We start from the raw sequence: 17,372 nt of genomic DNA on the forward strand, positions 1-17,372 counted from the left end.
AGGTCTTGCCGTGCAAATTGCGAACTCGATTATTCCTTGGCGACAACTGTAGACGATTCACAGTTTGCGCGCTGCGGTAGCTCACAGCGTGAGCTAGTCTTCGGAATATTTTTTTGCCAGGGCATCGACCTCTTCTCTCAGTCGGCGACGCAGAGCGAGGGGTTTTTCGATAAGGACATGGGCGCCGTGCCGCATGATGTCCATCAGCAGTTCTCGGGGCGCGGCGCACCGATACCTGACTGAGTGATGAGCCTGCCGCAGTCCGCTTCAAGCTCATCCACGAACGATTTCGCACGAGCCGGATTGTCCTGTGCAATGAACGCGGCGATATCGAGCAGGTCGAGCGGGCTTTCGGGCGAGAACTCCAGACGCATCACTCCTTCTCACCGCCGGCAATCTCGTCGATTCGCCGCCGCAGGTCCTCGAAAACCTGCCCGGCAGGAATTCCCGGCCCGCTTTCCATGCCTCTCTGCACTTCGGCCCGTAGCGCCTCAAGCTTGAGGGCTCGCAGCTTTTCCTGGTCTTCGAGCATGCGCAGTCCTTCGCGGATGACCTCGCTGGCGTTGTTGTACCGTCCCGACGAGAGTTGCGACTTGACGAACTCCTCAAAATGCGAACCGAGCGCGACACTGGTTGGCATGGCAGACCTCCAAACTAATAGTTAGTAACTACTGTTTTTGTATTGTCGCCGAAGGCGTGTCAATCGCCGTCCGCTTGCGCCACTACCAAGGAGTCAGGCAGAGCAGCGGCTGTTCCACAAACGTTTCTTTGTTCCACGCGATGCCGACTAACCCCCAACGCAGGGCCGCGCGTCCTTGAGCATTGTTGGACTCGCGTGCGTATATCCAGAATGCCGCACCATACTAGATTCCGGTGATCAGCAAATCGAGGGCGGCGACGATCTCGTCTCGATACTGTGCGAGGTCGGCCACCTGGGTGCCGAGGCGCCTTACCGGAATTCCCGCGAGTTGCGGAGTGAGCATGACGTATTGTTCTCCCGCGACTTCGAAGACGGGAGTGAGCGTCCTGAGCAGCTTGCCCTTCATTGCCTCAGCCGGGCAGAGGGGTACTACCCATCCCGTTATACACAACTCACATGACATGACGGATCTCGCGCATATGCTCTACGCCGGAGACGAAATCACGCAAGCGCTGGATGCCGAGCCAGAGGGATTTGACGCCGGGTTCGCCGTCGCCCTTGCGGGCGAGGAATCCGCCGAGCTGTGCGATCAGGCGGATGACCTCGCGAATGCTCGGCACCTTCTTCGGTGGCTTCTTCTTGTTGAGGATAAAGGCGCCGGCCCATTCCGTTTCGGAGAAGAACAGATCGGCAGACCACTGCGGGTGGATGCGCCCCAGGCGGATCAGGCGGGCAAGGCGCCAGGAAACGACCAGATAGACGGCCAGCGCCAGTTCCAGCTTGCTCTGGCTGCCCAGCTGCAAGGCCTCGACCCGGCAGCCGTTCTTGAGCACATGGAACAAGGTTTCGATCTCCCAGCGGCAGCGATACCAGTCGATCAACTCGACGGCCGCCTCAAGACCGGCGACTTTACGATTGGTCAGCAAGCGCCATTCGACCGGCTTGCAGCCGGCGGGCGCCCCGATTTCCGTGGCGATCAGGCAGGTCACGCTGACGTGGCGGCCGTCCGTGTCAGGAGCCGGGAGGTCGACCGCATGGCTTCGCAACTGCTGGCGCACGATCCGTTTCGGCTGCCCGTGCCGCGATGCCAGAGTGAATTCGATCTCGCCGAGCGGCGATTCGGCAAGAGTTGCCGCCCACAGTTTGCCGCCTTGCGGCAAACAGCGGTTGTGTTTGGCGCGAATCAGCCAGTCGGCCGGCGTCCCCAACGCCTGGGCGCGCTGCATCAGGCCGACGATGTCCGCTTCGCGGTCGGCCACATAGACCAATCGCGTTTGTGGCATCCCCGCCGCGGTTTCGGCGACCCGCTCGTAGCCTTCAATCCAGCGCGTGCTCTCGCTGATACCCGGCCGGCTTCCGTCGGCCGCTTTCGCTTCTCTCGCCCACATCCAGGCGTCGATCACCCCGAGCGGTTCGCGTTCCGGGGTCACCGCATAGGTCGGGTGCAGATACATGCCGCGCTGGGCTTCGTACGAGAGCGGCCCGAGTCCTTCGATCTCCTGACCGTTGAAGTCCAGTTCGGTGGTGTCCTGAAGGCACAACACCACCGGGTGTTGTGCCATGCGCCCTTGGCTGCAATCCATGTGCGGTTGCAGGATCGATTGCCAGTTCAACCCGCGCTTGCCAGCGCGGGCCTGATCGAAGAAACGGTACGCCGCCACCGTCTCCGCCCAATCCCCACAGGCGCCCGGTATGCTCGCCGTCGGCTGCTCTGCAAAGCGTGTCGCCAGTTTGATCAGCCTCAGCCTCAGACGTCCGTCCCCCAGTTCAGCCCCGCCAAATTCGTCTCCCGCCCAGTTTGCCATCGCCCGATCCCTATGAAAAAGGGAAAGGGAAAGCAAGGGGTATACCAGACAAAATCCGTCAACTATATGCCAGGGGCACATCGGGCGGCCAAGTTATGCTGAGTGAGTTGTGTATAACGAGATGGGTACTACCACGCGGGTTCCGAGTTCGGCAATCAGGTCGCTCTGCACATCCAGTAGGAGCGGGTAATCGGCGGTGGTCTCCGGGTTCGGATTCCGGTAGACGGCGAACTGAGGCATCAGAAGGACCGCAGCCCATCGCTGAACACCCCATGTTTCTCGACGTGATCGTTGTAGGCGGCGATGGCTGCCCTGTTTTCGAGCAGCCATTGTTCACGCAGTCGTTTCCTGAGCGCTTCGAGCAAAGCCTGTTCCAGGGTGGCGGAGAGATTGACGCCCATTTCCCTCGCTTTGCTCAGCAGGTCCGCATTGATGCTGAGATTGGTTGCCTTCTTGGGAGCCTGGGTGTTGTACGCGGCGTGCATGTCGGGCGTCCTGTTCGTGAGCATGCGCATAGTCTATACGCATCACGATACGCAAAGCGAGGGCAACGCCCGAGTTTCAGCCAAGCTTCCGCTGCCTTCTCGCTCGAGTTCTCCGGCGACCTCGTCTCGCTGCAGCCCCTTGTGGCACTTTGAGTGGGATAAGGAGGTGTGCCCTGCAAAGCATGAATATGTCGCTGCCGGACTCCTTGAAGCAGTTCGTGGATGGACAGATCGCGCAAGGCTGCTAGAGCAGCGTGAGCGAATATATGCGCGCGCTGATCCGCGCCGACGAGAAACGCAAAGCCGAAGAACAGCTCGAAGCGAAGCTGTTGGAAGGGCTGAGTGGCGCTGAGAGTGAACTGACCCCGGCGGACTGGCGCTCGATCCGCAGGGAAGCCCTGGCCAAGGTCGAAGCGCGCAAGAAACCGCGCTGATGCCGGCGCCACGCCGCAAGTGTATGTCTTGCCAATACTTCTTGTTTGAGTGGAAAACGTCGGAATGAAAAGCCGGACAGAAAGTTCGCTGGAGCACTGATTCATGCACGAGATCGCCCCGCTGCCCGCTGACTACGCCGCCTGGCTCACCGAACTCAAGACGCGAATCCACCAAGCCCAGCAGCGCGCGGCGCTGGCGGTCAATCGCGAGCTGGTGCTGCTCTACTGGCAGATCGGGCAGGACATTCTGGAGCGCCAGAGCCGTGAGGGTTGGGGCGCGAAGGTGATCGAGCACCTGGCGCAGGACCTGCGCAATGCATTCCCCGACATCAAGGGTTTTTCGCGCGCCAACCTGATGTACATGCGTGCCTTTGCCGAGGCCTGGCCGGATGCGGCAATTGTCCAACAGGCTGTTGGACAATTGCCCTGGGGCCACAACCTTGTGCTGCTCACCAAGCTGAAGGCCCCGGAGCAGCGCCTCGCCTATGCCCACCGTGCGATCGAACACGGCTGGTCACGCAATGTGCTGGTGATTCATATCGAGCGGCGCCTGCTGGAACGACAGGGGCAGGCCATCACCAACTTCGGCTTGCAGTTGGCCAAGCCTCAATCCGACCTGGCTCGCGAATCGCTCAAGGATCCCTATCTGTTCGATTTTCTCGGGGTCGGCGACGAAGCCGGCGAGCGTGCCATCGAGGACGCCATCGTTGGACACATCACCCGTGTTTTTAATTGAACTCGGCGCGGGCTTTGCCTTCGTCGGCCGACAGGTGCTCCTCGAAGTGGGCGGCGGCGTGGCGTGGGCGAACGGGTGGCATGGCTACGGCGCGAGCGGTCATTGCGAGCGCAGCGAAGCAATCCAGGGCCAGGCAACGCGCCCGAGGATGGCCCTCGCCATAGCTTCCGCTGCCGTTCCCGGTTATCGTTCGAGCCTTGCCTGACCTTCCCCGACGCCCCGTTCCCGGAGTCCGACTTGAACTTGCCCGCCTTGACCCCCGGCCTGATGCTCGTGCATGGCAATCAACCCGAGATGCTGCGCGATCTGGTCGTCGAATGGATGAAGCGCTATCCGCTGGCGCCGCTGGAGAACGAGATCATCCTGGTGCAGAGCAACGGCATCGCGCAGTGGCTGAAGCTGGCGCTGGCGGCCGATGCAACGGACGGCGATGACGACGGCGATCAGGACGGCGATACGCCGGGCGAGCATGGCGGTTGCGGCATCGCCGCGGCGCTGGAGATTTCCCTGCCGGCGCGTTTCCTGTGGCAGGTCTATCGGGCGCTGCTCGGGCGGCAGGCGGTGCCGGAAAATTCGCCGTTCGACAAGGCCCGGCTGCTCTGGCGCCTGATGCGTTTGTTGCCGCAGGTGATGAGCGCGCCGGAATACGCGCCACTGCTGGGTTTTCTGGTGGCCGACAGCGACCGCCGCAAGCGTTTTCAGCTCGCCGAACGCCTGGCCGACCTCTTCGATCAGTACCAGGTGTACCGCGCCGACTGGCTGGCGGCGTGGGCCGCCGGCGACGATGTGCTGATCGACGCACGCGGGCAGCAGGCACCACTCCCGGACGAGCAGCGTTGGCAGGCGGCGCTGTGGCGGGCGCTGCTGGCCGACGTGCAGGGCGCTGCGGGCGGGCAGGGCGAGCGAGCGGAAGAGCGCTCGAACGCCGGCCGGGCGGCGGTGCATGACGCTTTTCTCGCTTGCGCCAGGAACTGGCCGGCGGGCGGGGCGCCGCCCGGCTTGCCGCGGCGGGTGATGGTCTTCGGCATTTCCAGCCTGCCGCGGCAGTCGCTGGAAGTGCTGGCGGTGCTCGGGCGGTGGACGCAGGTGCTGATGTGCGTGCACAACCCCTGCCAGCACTATTGGGCGCACATCGTCGCCGACCGCGACCTGCTGCGCAGCGCGCAGGCACGCCAGCAGCGGCGGCAGGGTGCGCCGAGGGAAATCTCCGAGGAGCTGCTGCACCTGCACGCGCAGCCGCTGCTTGCCGCCTGGGGCAAGCAGGGCCGCGATTTCATCGGCCTGCTCGACGAGCACGACGATGCGCACGCACGCCAGCGTGCGCTGGCGCAGTTCGCGGCCATCGAGCAACGCATCGATCTCTTCAAGGCCTTCGGCGGCAAGACGCTGCTGCAGCAACTGCAGGACGACATCCTCGAGTTGCGGCCGCTGCAGGAGAGCATCGATCTCTGGCCGCCGGTCGATCCGGCGCGCGACGCGTCGATCCGCTTCCACGTCGCGCACAGCCCGCAGCGCGAGGTCGAGATTCTCCACGATCAGCTGCTCGCCGCCTGCAATGCCGACGCCAGCCTGCGCCCGCGCGACATCATCGTCATGGTCCCGGATATCGACAGCTATGCGCCGCATATCCAGGCGGTTTTCGGTCTGCTCGACGCCAGCGATGCGCGCTACCTGCCGTTCAGCGTCGCCGACCAGGGCCGGCGCCATTTCGATCCGCTGCTCAATGCGCTGGAGAAATTGCTCGACCTGCCGCAGTCGCGGCTGGCGGTCAGCGACCTGCTCGACCTGCTCGACGTGCCGGCGCTGCGCCGGCGCTTCGCCATCGCCGAAGACGACCTGCCGCAACTGCATCGCTGGATACGCGGCGCCAATATCCGCTGGGGCCTGCACGCCGAGCAGCGCGCCAGCCTCGACCTGCCGCAGCAGACGGATGCCGCGGCGCCGAATACCTGGCTGTTCGGCTTGCGGCGCATGCTGCTCGGCTACGCCGTCGGCGCCGACGCTGCGGCCTGGCAGGAGATCGAGCCGTACGACGAGATCGGCGGTATCGACGCTGCCCTGCTCGGCCCGCTGGTGCAGTTGCTCGACACGCTGGAGGCGAGTTGGCGGCTGCTGCGCGAGCCGGCGACGGTTGCTGGCTGGTGCCTGCGTCTGCGTCGGCTGATGGCCGATTTCTTTGCCAGCGACGAAAGTGGTGGTGGTGGCGGTGGCGGTGGCCTCGCTGGCCGGAGCAGCGGTGAGAGTGGCGACGCCTACACCCTGCTGCAACTCGACAGCGCCCTGGAGCGCTGGCAGGAGGCCTGCGACGAGGCGGCGCTGGTCGAAGCCTTGCCCCTGTCGGTGGTCGGCGAATACTGGCTGAGCCGACTCGACGAGGGCGGCCTGTCGCAACGCTTCTTCGGCGGTGTCGTGACCTTCGCGACGCTGATGCCGATGCGCGCCATACCCTTCCGGCGCGTCTGCCTGCTGGGCATGAACGACGGCGACTACCCGCGCAGCCGCATCCCGATGGATTTCGACCTGATGGCCCACGACTACCGCCCGGGCGACCGTTCGCGGCGCGAGGACGATCGCTACCTGTTTCTCGAAGCGCTGTTGTCGGCGCGCGAATGCCTGCACCTGTCGTGGGTCGGCCGCAGCATCCACGACAACAGCGTGCGCCCGCCGTCGGTGCTGGTCGGGCAGTTGCGCGATCACCTCGCCGCCGGCTGGACGCTGGCCGACAATGTGGCCGAAAATGTGGCCGAACGCGCGGACCGAAATGCCCTGCTCGACGCGCTGACCGTCGAGCATCGACTGCAGCCTTTCAGTGCGGACTATTTTCCGTCGCGCGCGCAGGCCTCGGCCCTGTTCACCTACGCGCAGGAGTGGCGGCCGGGTGGTGCGAGCAGCGCGGGCAGCGTGAATGGCGTGAACACTCGCCCTGGCGAGAGCCTGCCCGATGCGGACGGCCTGCTGCCGCCGTTGCTGCGCGAGGAGCCGCTGACGCTGCAGGATCTCGGCGATTTCCTGAAGCAACCGGTGCGGGCGTTTTTTCGCCAGCGCCTCGGCGTTTCCTTCGAGCGTGACGATGTGGCCAGCGAGGATCAGGAGCCCTTCGATCTCGACGGCCTTGGTCGCTGGCAGCTGCAGGACGAGTTGATCGGCGCGCAGGCGACCGCCGTGGAGCTGGGCGAGGACCTGGTCGTCGCACGCGAGGCGCGACTGGCGCGCATGGCGCGCCGCGGCGATCTTCCCGGCGGCGGCTTCGGCGAGGCCCTGGTCGACGATCTGCTGGCGCCCATGGACGCCCTCTTCGAGCGTTATCGGGCCGCGCTGGCGTGTTGGCCGCAGGCGCTCGAAGGCGAGGAAGAAATCCGCTTCGCGGCGCTCGTCGACGGGCAGGTGCTGGAGATCGCCGACTGGCTGGGCAATATCCGCATCGATGACGCCGGGTTGCGCGGCCGGGTGGTGCTGGAGAGCAGCGAGCTGGTCAAGAACGGGCACTACCGGGGCGACCGGCTGATCCGCCACTGGGTACGGCACCTGGCGCTGCAGCTTGCCGGCGGGCCGCTGACGACGAGGGTGCTGAGCAAGGTCGGCGACGTCGAGCTGCCGGCGCTCGAACGGGGGCTGGCCGAGTCGCATCTGAACACCCTGCTGCGGGCGTGGCAACGGGGAATGCGCGAACCCTTGCCGCTGGCGGCGCGGGCGGGCTTCGACTTCCTCAAGGGCGGTGGCGATGCCGCCCGCAAGACCTACGAAGGCGCTTTCCAGCAAGCGGGCGAGGTCGAGACCGACGCTTACCTGCGGCGTGCCTACCCCGACTTCGCCGCGCTGACGGCCAGCGGCCAGTTCTCCGATCTCGCTGACAGCCTCCTGCGGCCGCTCCTCGACGCGATTCCGGTGAGCAACAAGACAAGAGTCTGCAAGACGGCAGGAGAGGCGGCATGAAGCAGGTGCAGCCCTGGGCACGCGCCGCCACCACCGCCAGCACTTGGATGCCGACGCCGCTGGACACGCTGCGTTTTCCGCTGCGCGGCAGCCGCCTGATCGAGGCCAGCGCCGGCACCGGCAAGACTTTCACCATTGCCGCGTTGTACGTTCGCCTGGTGCTTGGCCATGGCGGTGAGAATGCCTACCCGCGTGCCTTGACCCCGGGCGAAATCCTCGTCGTTACTTTTACGGAAGCGGCGACGCAGGAGTTGCGCGACCGTATCCGCCACCGGCTGGCCGAAGCGGCCGGCTCGTTCCGCGTCGATCCGGGCAGCGTCGGCAGCCCGGCCGCAGGCCAGGGCCTGTTGCACGAGTTGCGCGCAGACTACCCGCCGGAAGACTGGCCGGCCTGTGCCCGCAAACTGCAACTGGCCGCCGAAGCGATGGACGAGGCGGCGGTGTCGACGATTCACGGCTGGTGCAACCGCATGTTGCGCGAACACGCTTTCGACAGCGACAGCCTGTTCACGCAGACCCTGGAGACCGACCAGCGCGAGCTGCTCGCCGAGGTCGTGCGCGACTACTGGCGCAGCTTCATGCTTGCGCTGGACGCCGAGGCGGTGGCCGAGGTACGGCAATGGTGGTCGAGCCCGGAAGCCTTGCAGGGCGCTCTTCGCAGTCTCGTCGACTACGCCGATTTGCTCGATGAACGGCCGCTCAGGCCGGCAGAGGCCGTAGACAAGGCCCTCGGCGCGAGGCGGCAGCGCCTGGCCGAGCTCAAGGCGCCCTGGGGGCAATGGCTCGATGAACTGCAGACGCTGCTCGATGGGGCGGTTGCCGGGAAGAGTGTCGATGGGCGCAAACTGCAGGCACGCTTCTACAAGCCGTGGCTGCAGGCGCTGGGCGACTGGCGCGACGAGCCGTCGATGCTACGGCCCGATCTCAAGACCGGTTGGACTCGCCTGACGCCCGCCGGTGTGGCCGAAGCCTGGAAGCTCGGCGAGCCGCCGCAACATCCCGCACTCAATGCCATCGCGGCGCTCGCTGCCGAGCTGTCGGCGCTCCCCAATGCGCGCGAAGACCTGCTCTGCCACGCCGCGCGCTGGGTCGCCGAACGTTTTGCCGTCGAGCAGGCGCGCCGCGCACAGATGGGCTTCAACGACCTGTTGACCCGCCTCGACGCGGCCTTGCACGGCGCCAACGGCGCGCGACTCGCCGAGATCATCCGCCGCCAGTTCCCGGCGGCGCTGATCGACGAGTTCCAGGACACCGACCCGGTGCAGTACCGCATTTTCGACGCCGTCTATCGCGTCGCGCTGAACGTTCCCGAGACCGCGCTGATCCTGATCGGCGACCCCAAGCAGGCGATCTATGCCTTCCGCGGCGCCGACATCCACACCTATCTGGCCGCCCGGCGTGCGTGTGTGGACCGCTTGCATACGCTGAAAAGGAATTTTCGCTCGACCCGCGCCATGGTTGCTGCGACCAATCACTGCTTTGCCGTCGCCGAGGCGCGCACGACGGGGGGCGGCGCTTTCCTCTTCCGCAGCGCCGACGACAATCCGGTGCCCTTCATCGCCGCCGAGGCCAAGGGGCGCGAGGACGAATGGCAGGTCGCCGGCCAGCCTGTGCCTGCGCTCACCACCTGGTGGCTGCCGGCGAACGCGGACGGCAAGGCGTTGAGCAAGGCCGACTATCTCGAGCAGATGGGCGCCGCCTGCGCCAGCGAGATGCTGCGCCTGCTCAATCTCGGCCAGGCCGGGCAGGCCGGCTTTGTGGGCCAGGCGGGGTCGAAATGGCTGCGCCCGGCGGACATGGCGGTGCTGGTCAACAACCGCAGCGAGGCCGATGCCATCCGTGGCGCGCTGGCGCAACGCGGCGTGCGCAGCGTCTATCTGTCGGACAAGGATTCGGTTTTCCAGAGTCCGCAGGCCGTCGAGTTGCAGCACTGGCTCGCCGCCTGTGCCGAACCCGACGACGCGCGCCTGCTGCGCGCCGCGCTGGCGACTGCCACGCTCGGCCTGAGCTGGTCGGAACTCGATTGCTTGAATCATGATGAGCTCGCCTGGGAGGCGCGCGTCCTGCAGTTTCGCGGCTACCGCGAGTGCTGGAGCCGCCAGGGCGTGCTGCCGATGCTGCGCCGGCTGCTCAACGATTTTCAGCTGCCGGCGCGGCTGCTCGGGCAGGGCGGGGCGGGCGACGAGGGCTCCGGGGAGTTGTACAAGGCGACCGATGCCAACAGCGCGATCAACGGCGAGCGCATCCTGACCAACCTGCTGCATCTCGCCGAATTGCTGCAGCAGGCGAGCACGCTGCTCGACGGCGAGCATGCGCTGATTCGCCATCTGGCCGAGCAACAGCAGGACGGGGCGAGCAGTGGCGGCGACGCGCGCCAACTGCGCCTGGAAAGCGATGCCGATTTGGTGCAGGTGGTCACCGTGCACAAATCCAAAGGGCTCGAATACCCGCTGGTCTTCGTGCCCTTTGCCGCCAGCTATCGGCTGGCCAAGGGCAGCGATCTGCCGTTGAAATGGCACGACGAAGACGGCCAACTGCAGCTCTCGCTCGCCGCCGCTCCCGACATCCTCGACCGCGCCGATGGCGAGCGCCTAGGCGAGGACCTGCGCAAGCTCTATGTCGCGCTGACCCGTGCCCGCTACGCCACCTGGCTCGGTATCGCGCCCTTGAACGAGCTGCAGCGCAGCGCGATTGCCACTTTGTTCGCTGGCGGGCAGACGATCGAACCCGCCGCGCTGGCGCAGGCGCTGGAGACCTGGCGCGATGGCTGTCCGGAAATCGTCGTTGAACCGGCACCTGAAGCCGGCCGCGAGCGCTTCGTGCTGAGCGCGGTGATGCCGGCTGCTGGCGCGGCAAGGCGGTCGCGGCGCGTTGCCGGCGAGCACTGGTGGATCGCCAGCTATTCGGCGCTAAGAAGCGAGGGCGCGAGCGCTGGAGCGGCCGCTGTGGCCGCTGCCGAGACGCCGAGCGAAGCGGTTTTCCAGGAGGCGTTGGCGGCGCAGGACGCGATGGCGGAAGCCGACTTCCTGCCGCCGCCTGCCGCGCGGAAAGTGGCGCCAGCGGGGGCGCCAGCGGTGATGGCGGCGGCGACCGCCAGTGGCGCGCTGCACGACTTCCCGCGCGGCGCCGAGGCGGGCACTTTCCTGCACGATCTGCTCGAAGCGGTCGCCAGGCAAGGCTTCGCTGCGGACGCCGGCAATCAGGCGCTGCAGCGCGACATGATCGCGCGTCGCTGCAAGGCTCGCGGCTGGGTGCACTGGATCGAGCCGCTGACCTCCTGGCTGCAGCACTTCCTGAGTACGCCGCTGCAGTTGACCGCCATGCCGGGCTCGCCGGAAACCGCGATCCGTTTGTGCGAACTCAAGGCCTTGATGGCCGAGATGGAGTTCTGGCTGGCTGCGCACAGTGTCCCCACGACCGGCATCGATGCCCTGGTTTGCCGGCACACGCTTGGCGGCGCCGCGCGTCCGGCGCTGCAGCCGGCGCAGCTGAACGGCATGCTCAAGGGTTTCATGGACCTGGTCTTCGAGCATCAGGGCCGCTACTACGTTGCCGATTACAAGTCGAACTGGCTGGGTGCCGACGATGCTGCCTACACGCCGGCAGCGATGCGCGCCGCGATCCTGCACGCGCGTTACGAGCTGCAGTACGTGCTCTACCTGCTCGCGCTGCATCGCCTGCTCAAGTCACGCCTGGCCGACTACGACTACGAGCGCCACGTCGGCGGGGCCGTCTACATTTTCCTGCGTGGCGTGCATGCGCCCAGCCAGGGCTTGCATTTCGAGCGTCCGCCGCGCGCCTTGATCGAAGCGCTCGATGCCTTGTTTGCGCGCCGCAGCGCCGGCGAAACCAGGGGAGGGAAGGCATGAGCGCGCGCGACTTTGAAACGCGCGAGCGGATGCAGGAGTTGCTGGTCGGCTGGGCGGAGCGGCAATGGCTGCGCCGGCTCGATATCGCGTTTGCCGATTTCCTGTGGCGTGAAGTTCCCGACGCGCCGCCATTTCTTATCCTCGCCGCCGCCCTCGCCAGCCATCAGCTTGGGCGTGGTCACGTCTGTCTCGATCTGCAGGCGACGCTGAAAGCACCGGCTTTCGCCCTGTCGCTGCCGCCCGAAGGGGCCGGCGCCGGAAGCAGCCCGGTCGACGCGCTCGATGCGCCAGCGTTGCCCGCCGAAGTGTTCGCTGGCTTGACCCTGAGCCAGTGGCAGCAGGCGCTCGCGCAGCCGCTGCTGGTCGGTGCCGGCGCCGGCAACACACCGCTGGTGTGCGTCGGCGCCCGCCTGTATCTGCGCCGCTACTGGCAATACGAGCGGGACGTGCGTGGCGCCATCGAGCGCCGCCTGGCGATGACGATCGGTTTGCAGCTTGCGCTGCCGATCGCCGCGCTGCGCCGGACGCTCGATGCGCTTTTTCCGGCGGCGGTGGCTGCGCCTGCGCACGCCGTCGCCGACTGGCAAAAGATCGCCTGCGCACTCGCCGCGCGCAGTGGCTTCAGCATCATCACCGGCGGCCCGGGTACGGGCAAGACGACGACTGTGGTCAGTTTGCTGGCGCTGCTGCAGGCTCTGGCGCTGAGCACGCCATCGCCCGAGCCGGCGGCACGACCCTTGCGCATCCGTCTGGCCGCGCCGACCGGCAAGGCCGCGGCCCGCCTCAACGAGTCGATCGCCAACGCCGTTGCACGCTTGCCGCTTGCGGCTCTGCGGCAAGGCGAAGCGGTGCGCGCGGCGATTCCGGTGACGGTGAGCACCCTGCATCGCCTGCTCGGTAGCCGTCCCGACAGCCGCCGCTTTCGTCACCATGCCGGCAATCCGCTGGCGCTCGATGTCCTGGTGATCGACGAGGCGTCGATGGTCGACCTGGAAATGATGGCCGCCGTACTTGCCGCCCTGCCGACCTCGGCGCGCTTGATCCTGCTCGGCGACAAGGACCAGCTGGCGTCGGTCGAGGCCGGCGCAGTGCTCGGCGAGTTGTGCCAGCGCGCCCGCGACGGCCACTACACGCCGGCCACCTGCGACTGGCTGGAGCAGGCCTGCGGGGAACGCGTGGCGCCGGCGCTGGCCGATGCCGCGGGCAGCGCGCTCGACCAGTCGGTGGTCATGCTTCGCCACAGCCACCGTTTTGCCGCAGGCAGTGGCATCGGGCAACTGGCCGAGGCGGTGAACGCCGGCGATACGGCGAGGGTCGGCGGGATCTGGCGGCAGGCGCATGCGGACCTGGCCCTGCTACCGCTGGTCGGTGGCGACGAGCCTGCTTTCAAGTCCTTGATCATCGATGGCGGCGTTGCGACGACAGCCGCCGCAAGCGCATTCGATCGTCACCGCGAGTGCGACCCCACCGCGACGGCTTTACCGCTGCCGCAGCGCAAGGGCTATCGTCATTACCTCGAAGTGCTGCGCGAGCAGCAGCCGGCGCCCGGCGGCGACCAGGATACCTTCGACAACTGGGCGCGCGCGGTGCTGCGCTCGCACGGAGAGTTCCAGGTCCTGTGCGCGCTGCGGCGCGGGCCCTGGGGCGTCGCCGGGCTCAACCAGCGCATCGCGCGTGCCTTGCGCGAAGCCGGTCTGCTCCCGGCCAGCGATGGTTGGTACCTTGGCCGCCCGGTGCTGATCACCCGCAACGACTACGGCCTGGGGCTGATGAATGGCGATATCGGCATCACTCTGGCGTTGCCCGGCGCCGGCGCCGGCGATGAGGAGTGGATTCTGCGCGTCGCTTTCCCCGCCGGCGACGCCAGCCAGGGCATCAAGTGGGTGCTGCCGAGTCGACTGCAGGCCGTGGAAACGGCCTACGCGCTCACCGTCCACAAGTCGCAGGGTTCGGAATTCACCCACGCCGCGCTGCTCCTGCCCGAAACGCTGAGCCCGATCCTGACCCGCGAGCTGCTGTACACCGGCATCACCCGCGCCCGCGCCTTCCTGACCGTGGCCATGGCGGGCAGCGGGAGGCTGCTCGAAGAAGCGGCACAGAGGCAGGTGCTGCGCGCGAGCGGGCTGATGGCGGAGTGACGGCGCCGCGGGTGTCCACAACACTTCGGCAGGGCAGGTTTTATGGTCGCAGGAATGCCGCCGATAAGGTTGGCGGCAAGCCGCCTCGCCATGCCCGTTGCACCGTTGCAAACGCCACCTGCAAGCGCCACCTGCAAGCGCCACCTGCAAGCGCTGCCACGCGAGTCACTGCAGGGAATCGTGTAACAGACTGTCTCACCTGTCCGGCCAAGCGCCTTCTCGCGCGTTAAGTTCCCATCCTTGCCCATTCGTCCTTGTCGATGGCGAGCTTTTTCGAGACCCTAAGCCATGTCCCTGCCGCTTGCCCCGTCGTGCCACTGTCTGCTCCCGACCCTGCGCCACGCGCTTCTCCTGTTTTTCGTGCTCCTCTCGCTGCTCCTGGCCGCGCCGGTGTCGGCCGACCCGGCAGGCCGTGTCGGGCGTATCGCCTGGTTGTCCGGCTCTGTTCATCTGCACCGTGCGGACAGTGGCGAATCGACCAGGGCCTTGCTCAACTGGCCCGTTTCGAGTGGCGATACCCTGTCTACCGCGGCCGGCGCACGCAGCGAAATCCAGCTCGGGTCGACTTCCGTGCAGCTTGATTCGAGCAGCATCGTGGAGTTCGTCACCGTCGACGATCAGCGCGTTCGCCTGCGCCTGCTCGCTGGCAGCGTCCTGCTTCGCCTTCGCTCAGCGGACGCGGCCGCCGATTTCGAGCTGAGCAGCTACGACGGCAGCTTCAGCTTTCTCGCGGCGGGCAGCTATCGTTTCGATGCCGAGCCTGCGGCCACCGCGGCCACCGTTTATGACGGCAGCCTGCGCTTCGCAGGCAGCGACCGCCGGCTCGATCTGCGCGCCGGCCAGCGTATCCGGCTGGCGAACGACGGCAGGACGCCCTACCAGGTCGCGGCGCCGGTGGAAGACGAATTCTTCGCGTGGAGTGGCGCGCGCGCGCCGCGACTTGCCGGTGCCGCGTACGACCGCTACGTGTCTCCCGAAATGACCGGCGCTGCCGATCTCGACGCGCATGGGCGCTGGTACGACAGCGCCGAGTACGGTGCTGTCTGGTTCCCGCAAGCGGTCGCCGCCGACTGGGCCCCCTATCGCAACGGTCGCTGGGTGTGGGTCGCCCCCTGGGGCTGGACCTGGGTCGGCGACGAGCCCTGGGGTTTCGCACCGTTCCACTACGGCCGCTGGGTGCTCTACGGCGGTGCCTGGGGCTGGGTTCCCGGCACGCGTGTCGCGCGCCCGGTGTATGCGCCGGCGCTGGTCGCCTGGGTCGGGTCGCCAGGTGTCGGCGTCTCGGTACAGGTCGGCGCGCGCCCCGCGGTCGGCTGGTTCCCCCTTGCACCCCGCGAAGTCTATGTGCCGCCCTACCGCTCCAGCGCAAACTACGTCCGTCAGGTCAACGTCACCCATGTCACGCAGATCAACAACATCACGACGATCACCAGCAATCCGCAGGCGGCGGTCGAGCGCATGCCGTACGCGCATCGGCAAATGTCGCGGGCGGTGACCATGGTTCCGGCCGACGTCGTCGCCGAGCAGCGGCCGATCGATCGTGCTGCGCTGCTGCCGCGCGACGGCAGGCCGCTTGGTGCTCGGTCGGTGCAGGCGCAGGCGCCGGTTGCGGCGCCGCCGGCAGGAGTCGGGCGTGGCGGCGAAGGGCGTCGGCCGTTCGCGGAGGAGGGGCGTGAGCGGGGGCGCGAGCGCGATGCCGCGGCGGCAAGAGGCGATGCGCCTATGGGCGGGCGCGCCGGGCAGCCGCAGCAGCCTCCGGCGGCGAGTCCGGCAGGCGTGGCAATCGGCCAGCCGCAGCCCGCACCCGCGCCGGCGCCTGTCGGTGCTCCGGCACGGCAGCTGGACGCAGTGCCAGCGGCCGGATCTCCCTCGTCGCTGCCGGCTGCCGGGCAGCGGCCCGAAGCCGCGCCGGCCGCAGAGCGTGCGCGGCTCGAGCGGGAAGCAGGTCGCGGTCCGCGCAGCGAACAGTGGGGCGGGCGCGGCGAGCAGCGGCGCCAGAGCCCCGCGTCGGGCGTCGCCTCGCCCGTCGATGCCGGGTCATCGGCGGTACCGGTTGCGCCAGCCGCCGCGCCGGCGCTGCCGGCAACCCAGGGCAGGGTCAACGCGCCGGCAGCCAGTCAGGTCGGCGCACCGACGCCGTCATCACCCGCGTCGGCTGGCCCGGCTGGCCCGGCTGGCACGGCAGAGCGGCCTGATCGCTTGCCAGCGGCGGCTGCAGGTCGCGGAGCGCAAGGCGCTGAGCGACCGGTCACGGCAGTTGAGCGGTCGCTCAGCGGCGCCGCGTCGGGACGACCCGAAGAACGCGCCGTGCCACCCACTCCGTCCGTACAGGCCCCGGCGGCGTCGCCGATACCTTCGAGGTTTCCCGAGCGGCCCGCCGTGAGCGCGCCGCCTGCACTGGCGCAACCGCAGCCGCAGCCGCAAGCACAGCCGCAACCGCAAGCGCAAGCGCAAGTGCAACGGCAACCGCAACCGCAACCGCAACCGCAACCGCAAGCACCGGGTATGGAAAGGTTTGGCGCGCGTGGCGAGCCGCGTCGAGCCGATGAGGCTTCGCGTCAAGACGAGGCGTTCGCCCGGCAGAAGCGACCAGACGCGCCAGCCGCTGCGCCGCCGCCCGCTGCGCCGCCGCCCGCGGCGATGCCGCAGCGCCCGGCGGCTCCTCCCGGAGGTGCCAGCGCGCCGTCGCCTGATGAACGCCAGTCGCGGTCTGATCGTCGCCGCGAGACGGGTGGGCAGCGCGAGGAGCGCGGCGGTGGGCGGGGCGAGCAGGTGCCGCGCGGGCCGGACGGCTGAGAGCCGCGCGGGTGTTCCGGGTGACAGTGGGGTCAGGTCTTTCCCCGTGCCTTGGGCAACAGTCAAGACCTGACCTCGTTGGTGAAGACCTGACCCCGTCGGTGTGTTGGCGCTCATCCCCCACACACCGTCACTGCGAGGAGGCGAAGCCGACGCGGCAATCCAGAGGTTTTGCGCTTTGCATCGTCGATGCGGTGGAAGATAGTAAGAGGATGGAACTGGCTTGCCGCGTGGGCTGCGCCTCGTCGCAACGACCAGCGGGCTGGCGTGTTGCCGCCTTCCCGACGAGACTTTCAGCAGGCCCGACCGCAGCGTGCAACCCCTGTGGTGGCTGGAATGTATACGTTCCATACTGCGTGCAACCCTACACTAGCGACGATCCCGCGCGATGGGTTGCGGGTCCACATGGGGCGGAAGAAGCCAGGTACCGTTGCACCGCGCGCAACGCTTGTCGCCGTAGTTGTTCAAATCGCCCAACGGCGCGATGATGCCGAGACGCTCCGGTCCAGCGGCTGGCGTAGTGGACGCTCAAGGCG

The 17,372-nt window shown here is 67.4% G+C and carries 10 protein-coding genes and 2 pseudogenes; 6 read left to right on the plus strand and 6 right to left on the minus strand.

Features of this window, described 5'->3' with window-relative positions; translation table 11 throughout:
* Positions 1-203: 203 nt before the first annotated feature.
* The 6 genes from QZ634_RS01945 to QZ634_RS01970 form a co-directional block, all read right to left on the minus strand.
* Entirely contained in the window at positions 204-374 is a 171-nt protein-coding gene (locus QZ634_RS01945; RefSeq protein WP_291985104.1) for a type II toxin-antitoxin system RelE/ParE family toxin, read from the minus strand.
* Positions 374-640 (minus strand): type II toxin-antitoxin system ParD family antitoxin, encoded by a 267-nt coding sequence (locus QZ634_RS01950; protein ID WP_291985106.1) that lies wholly within the window; start codon positions 638-640, stop codon positions 374-376. Before QZ634_RS01950 ends, QZ634_RS01945 begins: the two co-directional genes overlap by 1 nt.
* Positions 641-863: 223 nt before the next feature.
* Positions 864-1,103, minus strand: a complete 240-nt coding sequence (locus tag QZ634_RS01955) for a CcdB family protein (RefSeq protein WP_291985108.1) — start codon at positions 1,101-1,103, stop codon at positions 864-866.
* Positions 1,093-2,445: an IS4 family transposase gene (locus QZ634_RS01960; RefSeq protein ID WP_291985110.1), complete on the minus strand. Its 1,353-nt coding sequence runs from the start codon at positions 2,443-2,445 to the stop codon at positions 1,093-1,095. The genes QZ634_RS01955 and QZ634_RS01960 overlap by 11 nt, the downstream gene beginning before the upstream one ends.
* A gap of 93 nt (positions 2,446-2,538) precedes the next feature.
* A complete protein-coding gene (locus tag QZ634_RS21480; protein ID WP_366145348.1) occupies positions 2,539-2,775 on the minus strand; it encodes a CcdB family protein in 237 nt (78 codons plus the stop codon).
* A complete protein-coding gene (locus QZ634_RS01970; RefSeq protein ID WP_291985112.1) occupies positions 2,685-2,930 on the minus strand; it encodes a type II toxin-antitoxin system CcdA family antitoxin in 246 nt (81 codons plus the stop codon). The genes QZ634_RS21480 and QZ634_RS01970 overlap by 91 nt, the downstream gene beginning before the upstream one ends.
* 173 nt (positions 2,931-3,103) lie before the next feature.
* Here QZ634_RS01970 and QZ634_RS01975 point away from each other — a divergent pair.
* The 6 genes and pseudogenes from QZ634_RS01975 (at position 3,104) to QZ634_RS02000 (ending at position 16,836) form a co-directional block, all read left to right on the plus strand.
* Positions 3,104-3,364, plus strand: a pseudogene (locus QZ634_RS01975) (type II toxin-antitoxin system ParD family antitoxin).
* A gap of 103 nt (positions 3,365-3,467) precedes the next feature.
* Positions 3,468-4,155: pseudogene (locus tag QZ634_RS01980) on the plus strand (PDDEXK nuclease domain-containing protein); the annotation flags it as partial.
* Between the two features lie 212 nt (positions 4,156-4,367).
* Entirely contained in the window at positions 4,368-8,033 is a 3,666-nt protein-coding gene (gene recC, locus QZ634_RS01985; RefSeq protein ID WP_291987947.1) for an exodeoxyribonuclease V subunit gamma, read from the plus strand.
* Positions 8,030-11,902, plus strand: coding sequence for an exodeoxyribonuclease V subunit beta (recB, locus tag QZ634_RS01990; protein WP_291985114.1), 3,873 nt, complete (start codon positions 8,030-8,032; stop codon positions 11,900-11,902). The genes recC and recB overlap by 4 nt, the downstream gene beginning before the upstream one ends.
* Positions 11,899-14,040: an exodeoxyribonuclease V subunit alpha gene (gene recD, locus QZ634_RS01995; protein WP_291985116.1), complete on the plus strand. Its 2,142-nt coding sequence runs from the start codon at positions 11,899-11,901 to the stop codon at positions 14,038-14,040. The genes recB and recD overlap by 4 nt, the downstream gene beginning before the upstream one ends.
* A 288-nt stretch (positions 14,041-14,328) precedes the next feature.
* On the plus strand, positions 14,329-16,836 hold the full coding sequence (locus QZ634_RS02000) for a DUF6600 domain-containing protein (protein WP_291985118.1): 2,508 nt from the start codon (positions 14,329-14,331) through the stop codon (positions 16,834-16,836).
* Positions 16,837-17,372: the final 536 nt, after the last annotated feature.

The organism is Candidatus Accumulibacter sp. ACC007 (assembly GCF_907163205.1).
Lineage (GTDB): Bacteria > Pseudomonadota > Gammaproteobacteria > Burkholderiales > Rhodocyclaceae > Accumulibacter > Accumulibacter regalis.

Excerpts from the sequence above, each read along its gene's own strand:
- QZ634_RS02000 (WP_291985118.1), top strand. The coding sequence starts at position 14,329 with ATGTCCCTGCCGCTTGCCCCGTCGTGCCACTGTCTGCTCCCGACCCTG.
- QZ634_RS01945 (WP_291985104.1), bottom strand. The coding sequence starts at position 374 with ATGCGTCTGGAGTTCTCGCCCGAAAGCCCGCTCGACCTGCTCGATATC.
- QZ634_RS01970 (WP_291985112.1), bottom strand. The coding sequence starts at position 2,930 with ATGCACGCCGCGTACAACACCCAGGCTCCCAAGAAGGCAACCAATCTC.
- recC (WP_291987947.1), top strand. The coding sequence starts at position 4,368 with ATGCTCGTGCATGGCAATCAACCCGAGATGCTGCGCGATCTGGTCGTC.
- recD (WP_291985116.1), top strand. The coding sequence starts at position 11,899 with ATGAGCGCGCGCGACTTTGAAACGCGCGAGCGGATGCAGGAGTTGCTG.
- QZ634_RS01955 (WP_291985108.1), bottom strand. The coding sequence starts at position 1,103 with ATGTCATGTGAGTTGTGTATAACGGGATGGGTAGTACCCCTCTGCCCG.
- QZ634_RS21480 (WP_366145348.1), bottom strand. The coding sequence starts at position 2,775 with ATGGCTGCTCGAAAACAGGGCAGCCATCGCCGCCTACAACGATCACGT.
- recB (WP_291985114.1), top strand. The coding sequence starts at position 8,030 with ATGAAGCAGGTGCAGCCCTGGGCACGCGCCGCCACCACCGCCAGCACT.
- QZ634_RS01950 (WP_291985106.1), bottom strand. The coding sequence starts at position 640 with ATGCCAACCAGTGTCGCGCTCGGTTCGCATTTTGAGGAGTTCGTCAAG.
- QZ634_RS01960 (WP_291985110.1), bottom strand. The coding sequence starts at position 2,445 with ATGGCAAACTGGGCGGGAGACGAATTTGGCGGGGCTGAACTGGGGGAC.